Origin of the sequence: Parendozoicomonas verongulae (assembly GCF_009711465.1) — a bacterium.
Taxonomy (GTDB): Bacteria; Pseudomonadota; Gammaproteobacteria; order Pseudomonadales; family Endozoicomonadaceae; genus Sansalvadorimonas; species Sansalvadorimonas verongulae.
Genome location: NZ_SMME01000735.1, coordinates 1,243 through 8,063, shown reverse-complemented (window position 1 = coordinate 8,063; position 6,821 = coordinate 1,243). Strand labels below are relative to the sequence as shown.

The 6,821-nt window shown below is 50.6% G+C and carries 5 protein-coding genes; 3 read left to right on the top strand and 2 right to left on the bottom strand.

Annotated elements, in window-relative coordinates; genetic code table 11:
* Window positions 1-1,720: RodZ family helix-turn-helix domain-containing protein (locus tag E1189_RS04410; protein WP_155158846.1), on the bottom strand; the 1,720-nt coding region annotated here is incomplete at its 3' end.
* A gap of 166 nt (window positions 1,721-1,886) precedes the next feature.
* Here E1189_RS04410 and E1189_RS04405 point away from each other — a divergent pair.
* The 3 genes from E1189_RS04405 to E1189_RS04395 all read left to right on the top strand — a co-directional run bounded on the left by E1189_RS04405 (window position 1,887) and on the right by E1189_RS04395 (window position 5,498).
* Entirely contained in the window at window positions 1,887-4,268 is a 2,382-nt protein-coding gene (locus E1189_RS04405; RefSeq protein ID WP_329601891.1) for a DNA polymerase II, read from the top strand.
* A gap of 175 nt (window positions 4,269-4,443) precedes the next feature.
* Window positions 4,444-4,857, top strand: a complete 414-nt coding sequence (locus tag E1189_RS04400) for a thiol-disulfide oxidoreductase DCC family protein (protein WP_196221198.1) — start codon at window positions 4,444-4,446, stop codon at window positions 4,855-4,857.
* Window positions 4,858-4,880: 23 nt separating this feature from the next.
* Complete coding sequence (locus tag E1189_RS04395; protein ID WP_155158844.1) at window positions 4,881-5,498, top strand: LysE family translocator; 618 nt, start codon at window positions 4,881-4,883, stop codon at window positions 5,496-5,498.
* On the opposite strand, the gene E1189_RS04390 is transcribed toward E1189_RS04395, so the two are convergent.
* Window positions 5,479-6,660, bottom strand: coding sequence for a hypothetical protein (locus E1189_RS04390; protein ID WP_490352789.1), 1,182 nt, complete (start codon window positions 6,658-6,660; stop codon window positions 5,479-5,481). The two genes, E1189_RS04395 and E1189_RS04390, sit on opposite strands and share 20 nt — an antisense overlap.
* Between the last annotated feature and the right edge of the window lie 161 nt (window positions 6,661-6,821).

Here is a 6,821-nt window from a genome sequence, read left to right as displayed (position 1 = left end):
GTGGCGGTTGTTCCACGGGGGGGAGGGGCAGTTGGGCAATCCTGCGGTTGAGTTGTACGATAGCCGGGCTGGGGCCTCTTGCCCCTTTGGACGAGGCCTTTTGGAGTGCCTGTGGATAGATGTCGGAGTCCGATCGTGTTCTAGCCTTGGGAGTTGACGAGGCCTCGATGGTAGAAAATGAGCTGGTCATTGCCGGTGATGTTGGTGCGATTGTCTCTGCTGAGTGCGGCGGTGACTTGAGCAAAGACCGTAAAGCAATGATGGAAATATCATCCTCGGACTCGTCCTCCAGCATAGCCATGCTAATGCCTTCATCAAACAAAATAGCTATTTGCTTTTCATAGGATTTGGCTTGATCAAGTTGAGTTGTCAAATAGCTCAGCAGTTCAGGGGTAAGCTGTTCTTTGGTCAGGTAGTTTGTTGCTGCCGGTGCTGTTTTGGTTTTCTTTTCTGGTTGGTATCTGGACGGTTTGTGAGTTGCTAAAGGTGACAGTTTCGTGCTGGTTTTAGCACGGGTGAATTTTGGTGAAATGTGCCAGGAGCTGATCAAACTCGTTGGAGATGGTGGCTGGGAAGCTCTGTGGATGGGCTCTGGTTTCCTTTGGGCGATTTCAGCCCAGGACGTAGCAGGTTTGCTATCGGTTACTGTTATGGTTTCTGGCTCAGTCACCGTCTCAGATGCAGTATCAGGCACAATGGGGATAGCCTTGGACTCCCGCTTGGGGAGTTGTGATGACAACGTGGCTTTGAACTCAAGTTCCTTCACTCTGGGTGAGACCAGTGGGCCCGAAAAGCACAGTGGTAAATTTGCTACAGCCTGTTTACCAATCAGTGAGGGCAGCAGGACTTTCAGGAATTTGTGTTCATCCGGTAAGTGGTGGCAGACAACTTCAATCAGACGATTGCAAAAATCATCGACGGGCTCCTTCTTCCCTAAACGACGGGTGACTTCCATATAGGTCAGCATACGCACAGTGTCCTGCAGCTTTTCATAAATCTTCCATGAGCAACTTGGATTGCTGAGAGCTTCGTCCAGGGCCTGAAGGTAAGCCATATCCGATAAGGTTCTGGGGGCGTTGCCAATCAGTTCGCCGGTAATTGCGCGGGTTTGAGTCATGGGGATTCGGGCTGCGCTGTTGATAAAACGATTCAGGCGTTCTTTCGCTTCGCTAATGGAGGCCGGGGGACTGCTTACATCGAAAAGGGGGTGCGAAATATCTACGCTGCTGAGTGGCGTGAAGGTACCGTCGCCCTCGGGCCTGCTGATTTTGATAGAGTGTTGGCAGATTCCCTGCTCGAAGTTACTCAGCTCCGTTACATTACAGACCAGCCTGCGTACTTCCTTCACCTTTTTGATGATATAGCTTTCCAGCTCTGTTTGATCCTGTGGGCTCTTAACCCACATATCAATATCGAAACTGTGGTAGATGTCTCTGCCTGCTTCGAGGTCTCCATCGAGATAGCGGGTCCCCAGAATACGTTGCAAAACCCGGGAGCCGATAATGCAGTAATTATCAGGGTTCTCTTTGGGGCAATACTGGGAGATGGTCTCGATCAGCCATTGATCCAGGGCGCGTGAACCCGGGTGTTTACCGCAGGTGTGCGGGCGCAGGGCAGCTGCCCACTCATAGCGAGAGCCTTCAGGGTCATGGTATTTGATGCGCTCCTGACGGTTAACCGCCATGACCGGTGATGCATCTGATGCATCTGATGCACCCATTGGTTGTTTGCTGAGATTAATCACATCCTTGATGGCTCCTGTCGTAGTGAAATGATTTGACCATTTAAGAGTGTGAATTGCATAAGCATCTAACAGTTATGACAGCCGTGCTGGCATCCCTGACGGCATGTTAGTATGGCGATTTGTTGTCCATGGATAAGGCGAAGTGAAAGATATCAAAACCGGCTTTCTCCTGACTCGTACCAGTTTTGATCGCAGCCGCCGCACGGAAGTTGTGCTGTGGGTGCTGACAAGCCATGGCCCTGCACGCTTAGTGGTAGAGGGGGAGCAGCCGGTGTTTTTTATCCCTCAAAAGCAGCTTCAACGCTGTGAAACTGTGCTGTGTGATGCCGGTGTGCCTGTACGCAGCCGCCTGTTGGAATTGAAAACCTTTCAGTCTGAGCCGGTGAGTGCGCTGTATTTTCTGACGATAGAGCTAGCCTGGCAGGGACGCAAGGCTTTGCAGGGCGCGGGTCTGCCGGTGTACGAGGCTGATTTCCGTCTGCAAGATCGCTACCTGATGGAGCGGTTTGTGAATGGTGGGCTGGAATTTACCGGTCAGCCAAAAGCCTTTGAGGGCTTTACCGAGTACCGCAAAGTGAAGGTGCGGCCCGCAGAGTATCGGCCCGCATTTCGTGTTGTGTCCTTTGATCTGGAGTGCTCGGCTGAGGGTGAGCTTTATTCTGCCGGTTTTTATGGGCATGGGCCTGATGGTGATAAAGATGAACTGGTCCTTATGGTGGGTGCGCCGGAGCCGGGTACGAAGAACATTCTATGGGCTCAGGATGAGCAGGCACTTCTTGAGGCGCTGGTTCTGGTGATCCGGCAATGGGATCCGGACATTATTATTGGCTGGAATGTTATCAATTTTGACTTTCGTCTTTTGTTAAAGCGAGCTGAGTTTCACGGGTTTCGCCTTCCTCTCGGTCGGGGCGGCGATAACCGCCAGCGCATGGCCAGCTGGCGGGACAGGAAAGGAGAAGAGGGGCAGGGTTTTATTTCCATTCCCGGCCGGATGGTGATTGATGGTATCGACAGCTTAAAAGCCATGACCATGCACTTTGACAGTTTCAGCCTTGAGTTTGTGGGGCAGGCGCTGCTGGGGCGGGGGAAGGATACGGAAGATGTGGATAACCGGATAGCCGCCATTACCCACGATTTTCATCATAACAAGCAGAAGCTGGCTCGCTATAACCTGGAAGATTGCCGGTTAGTACTGGATATTTTTGAACACACCCGTTTGCTGGATTATCTCCGCCTGCGCAGTCAGCTCACCGGTTTGGAGCTGGATCGTCAGGGTGGCTCGGTGGCGGCCTTTACCAACCTTTATTTACCCCGCTTGCATCGTGCCGGTTATATCGCGCCAAACTTGCCGGAAGGGGGCGGTTTGGCCAGCCCCGGTGGTTATGTGATGGATTCGGTGCCGGGGCTTTACGACAATGTTCTGGTGCTCGATTTCAAAAGCCTGTATCCGAGCATAATTCGTACCTTCAAGATCGACCCATTGGGGCTGGTGGAAGGTTTGCTGGAGCCGGATGACGCTATTCCCGGATTTCGTGGTGGTCAGTTCTCCCGAGAGAAGCATTTTTTACCGGATATTATTGCGTCCCTTTGGCAGCAACGGGATGAAGCCAAGCGGGAGAAGGATGCGGCTCGCTCCCAGGCCCTGAAAATTATTATGAACTCTTTTTACGGTGTGCTGGGTTCTGGCGGTTGCCGCTTTTATGATACCCGCCTTGCCAGCTCCATCACGATGCGTGGACATAACATTATGCAGCAAACCGCCCGCTGGATTGAGGAACGTGGCTACAAGGTGATTTACGGGGATACAGACTCTACCTTTGTGCTTTTGGGTGGTGGCGTTTCTCCGCAGCAGGCTGACAGCATAGGTAAGGAGTTGGAGGGAGATATTAACCAGCGCTGGCAGAAGACATTGCGGGATGAGTTTGATCTGGATTGTTTTCTGGAGCTGGAATATGAAACTCTCTATACCCGTTTTCTTATGCCCACCATTCGAGGATCAGAAGCAGGCAGTAAAAAGCGGTATGCGGGCTTGAAGAAAACGGTTCAGGGGGAAGAATTGGTGTTTAAAGGCTTGGAAACCGTACGTTCAGACTGGACTGAACTGGCCAAGTCATTCCAGACAGAGCTGTTTGAGAAGGTATTTGCGAGGGAGTCTCCCGAGGCGACAGTCAAAGACTATGTGGCCAGAACCCGTGGCGGGGAGATGGATAGTCAGCTGGTGTATCGTAAGCGCCTGCGACGTCACCTCCATGAGTATGTGAAAAATATTCCTCCTCAGGTGAGGGCGGCGCGGCAGGCGGATGAGCAGAATGAGCGGTTAGGGAAATCGCTGCGTTATCAGCATAAGGGCTGGATTAGCTACCTTATTACCGTTGCAGGTCCGGAGGCCGTTGAGCATCACCAGAGCTCTATCGATTACGAACACTATATTGAACGACAGTTGAAACCCGTTGCTGAAGGTGTGTTGCCCTTTATCGGACTGGATTTTGACCAGTTGATTGATGAACAGCAGAGCTTGTTTTAACTGCGCAGTTTGCGCTTGTCTATAACGTCTGCGCTTTTCAGGACTAAACGGTTATATGGTATGATGAATCAATAATAACGTTATTCCAGACTATAAAATGTTTTGATGAATGTACTCCTGTAAAGACTTTTTTGTACAGCGCTTTGTGGGAAAATGTGATGGAGGGCAAGTTCTGGTGTTTAAACGTGAAGACGTACGTTTTCCTGTAACACTGTTTTACGACGGTGGTTGCCCGATCTGTATGAGGGAAATTAACTGGCTGAACCGAAAAGATACCCGGCGTCGTTTGCGGCTGGTGGATATCAATCAAGAGGGCTTTCATCAAAACTATCCGGATTTGGAGCCGGCTGCGCTGGATCGCCTGATTCATGCAAAGCTCGGGGATGGGCGTATTGTGACCGGTATGGATGCTACTCTCGCAGCTTGGGAGGCGGTTGGGCTTGGTGCCTGGATAACCCCTTTACGCTGGCCTTTGCTCCGTCCACTGGCCGATTTTGGTTATCGCCATTTTGCTAATAACCGCCATACCCTCGCCAGACGTTTTGCTTTTTTACTGGGAAACCCAGCTTGTCCGCCCAAGCGTGACTAGACGTTTTATTTTTCGAGATAGCTATGACGTTAACGAACTGGCTGCCATTGGCGGCCGTGTGTGTTTTAGGGGCTTGCAGCCCGGGGCCAAGCCTTGCTTTGGTGATTAACAATACTGTGAAGGGCGGTAAAAAAGGAGGGGTGAATACAGCAGTTGGTCATGGTTTTGGTGTGGCGTTTTATGCTCTGCTGACTGTGATGGGACTGGGAGTGGTCATTGTGAATCATCCCATCCTGTTTGCTTCTATACAGTATTTGGGGGCCGCCTTTTTATTGTATAAGGCTGTAGTGATTTTGCGTTCTGTACCGAATCAACAGGCTGGTGAGAGTGACGAGAAAAAACAGTTTGAAGGTTTTGTCGGGGGTTTTCTTGTTGCCGTTCTCAATCCAAAGATTGTGCTGTTTTTCCTGGCGTTGTTCAGCCAGTTTATTCGTGATGATCTGACCCTGAGTGACCAGCTGACTATGACTGCGACGGCCAGTATTATTGATATTGTCTGGTATGTTCTCGTAGCTATGGGAATCGGTGGAACGGGTTTATTGCACTGGCTTCAGCGCAATAGCCGGAGGGTAGATTGTATCAGTGCAGTGATTTTTATTGCTCTTGCCGGTGCTGTGGTTATCAGGAATCTGCCGGTGTGACCAGACGCTTAATTATTTCTTCCAGCTGCGTTATCACGGCTGGAGCCTTTTCTTCCTCTCCACTCAGATGTGGCAGTTGAATATGAAAAATATTCACGCGACTATTTAACTGCTCTTTCAGCCTCAGGGCTCTGTATGTGGTTTCATTGGGTAAATGGCCACCACTACTGCCACTAACCGAGATCGCAGCACCCAAGTCTTGCAGGCTATCCAGTTGTTTGCTTTCTGTCAGTGTACGGATGGCCCGGTTATCTCTAACAGGCCAGGGGCTGTCAAGCTTAAACAGTGTCTGGTTGGGTTGAGAGCATTCCAGAAACTCAGGTCCGGACAGGGCTGCATTCAATAATCGGGGTGCAATAGGGTATGTGGGTTTTGCGGTTGTGACAGCGTTGGTGTTATCTGGAAGTGCCGAACTGCGATTTTTTCCAGCAAAGCGGGCAAAAGAGAAGGCTTTATCCGAACCCTGGGACAGAATAATCAGTGTGTGAATACTGTTCTGTTCCAGAAAAGGGGTGAGCAGGTTTTCGATCAGGCTGTTGTTGAAGTCACGAAAGCGGTTGGGGACGATAACGGCCTCCATATGGAGAAAGGCCTCATTCACAGAAAGACGCTTACCATCCAGATGCAACGCTGCAGCGGCAGAGTGATTGGAGTGTTTGATATCAGCATCGAGAAATAAGGGGTCGAAACTAATTATCAGGGCGCGAGCCAGAATTTCTTTGTTGGCTGTTATTTCCAGCATTCCACGTGAGGCCAGTTCAAAGAGGGCAAGCAGTTCTCGCCTTTGTTCAGGCGTGATAGAGAAGGGCGGCGTTTTCTGTTTAATCACTACCTGGCCTGCCAGTCGGGACCAGTATAGAGTGCGGTCGTCAGCAGTAGGATATGTTTGGGTGGAGGTGGCATGATTCCAGAGTTGAGATCCCACTGATGTGATGCCGGACTTGAGTGCAGAAAAATTTTCGACTGACGCAATGGTTTGGCCCAAGGCTTCTGTAGTGGCCTTCGCAGATGGAGTGATTCGCGGCAGTAGTGTCGCTGCTTTCAGTAATCTTCGCTCTTCAACATCTACAGAAAGAGGCTGCACCTGCGCCCAGGCTGGTGGGATGCAAAGTACAAGTGTTATGTAAAAGCAGGTAAGATGAAGGGAATGTTGTAGAGGCATGTGCCGGTCCGTGGCGCAGAGTTTCTTTAAAGTTAGCGGACATTTGTGGAGTTGGACAGTATGGCCCCGGCAGGACATATAGCTTTGAAGAGACGACCTTAATCCTGGCAAGGTGAGAGTGTATGCAAAAAGCCCAAATCTTTCGATTTGGGCTTTTGAAT

Bases quoted from the DNA above. Each gene is read 5' to 3' on its own strand.
- E1189_RS04395 (WP_155158844.1), top strand. From the start codon at position 4,881: ATGACGTTAACGAACTGGCTGCCATTGGCGGCCGTGTGTGTTTTAGGG.
- E1189_RS04390 (WP_490352789.1), bottom strand. From the start codon at position 6,660: ATGCCTCTACAACATTCCCTTCATCTTACCTGCTTTTACATAACACTT.